Raw genomic sequence first — 438 nt, 5'->3', positions numbered from 1 at the left:
GCGGCCAAGTTCGATCTCGAGTTCACCGTGGGTGAGGTGTTTGGTCCGGGTGGTGTGCCTGCGGGGTTGCGGGGTGCGGTGATCGCTGCGGCGGATCTGTTCGAGGTGGCTTCGGTGGAGCGGCTCGTCGAGGGTCTGGTGCGGGTTCTGGGAGCTGTGGTCGAGGAGCCTGAGCTGCGGCTGAGCGCGGTGGATGTGCTGGGTGAGGCTGAGCGGCGCCGGCTGTTGGTGGAGTGGAACGGCACTGTGGCCGGGGTGCCTTCGGGGACGCTTTCGGAGTTGTTCGAGGCGCAGGTGGCGCGGACGCCGGATGCGGTTGCTGTGGTGTTCGAGGGTGTTGAGGTGTCGTATGCGGAGTTGGATGCGCGTGCGAATCGTCTGGCGCGGTTGCTGGTGGCCCGGGGTGTGGGTCTGGAGTCCGTGGTGGGGGTGTGCCTG

General features: G+C 67.6%; 1 protein-coding gene. It reads left to right on the top strand.

Annotation, left to right across the window (positions count from 1 at the left end; all coding sequences use genetic code 11):
- Positions 1–438: AMP-binding protein (locus IH50_RS38445; protein ID WP_037873693.1), on the top strand; the 438-nt coding region annotated here is incomplete at both ends.

The sequence above is a fragment of the Streptomyces sp. NRRL S-37 genome (genome assembly GCF_000721605.1).
In the GTDB taxonomy this organism is placed as follows: domain Bacteria; phylum Actinomycetota; class Actinomycetes; order Streptomycetales; family Streptomycetaceae; genus Streptomyces.
Note: the sequence above shows the minus strand (reverse complement) of the source record. Positions and strands in the feature narration are given on the sequence as shown.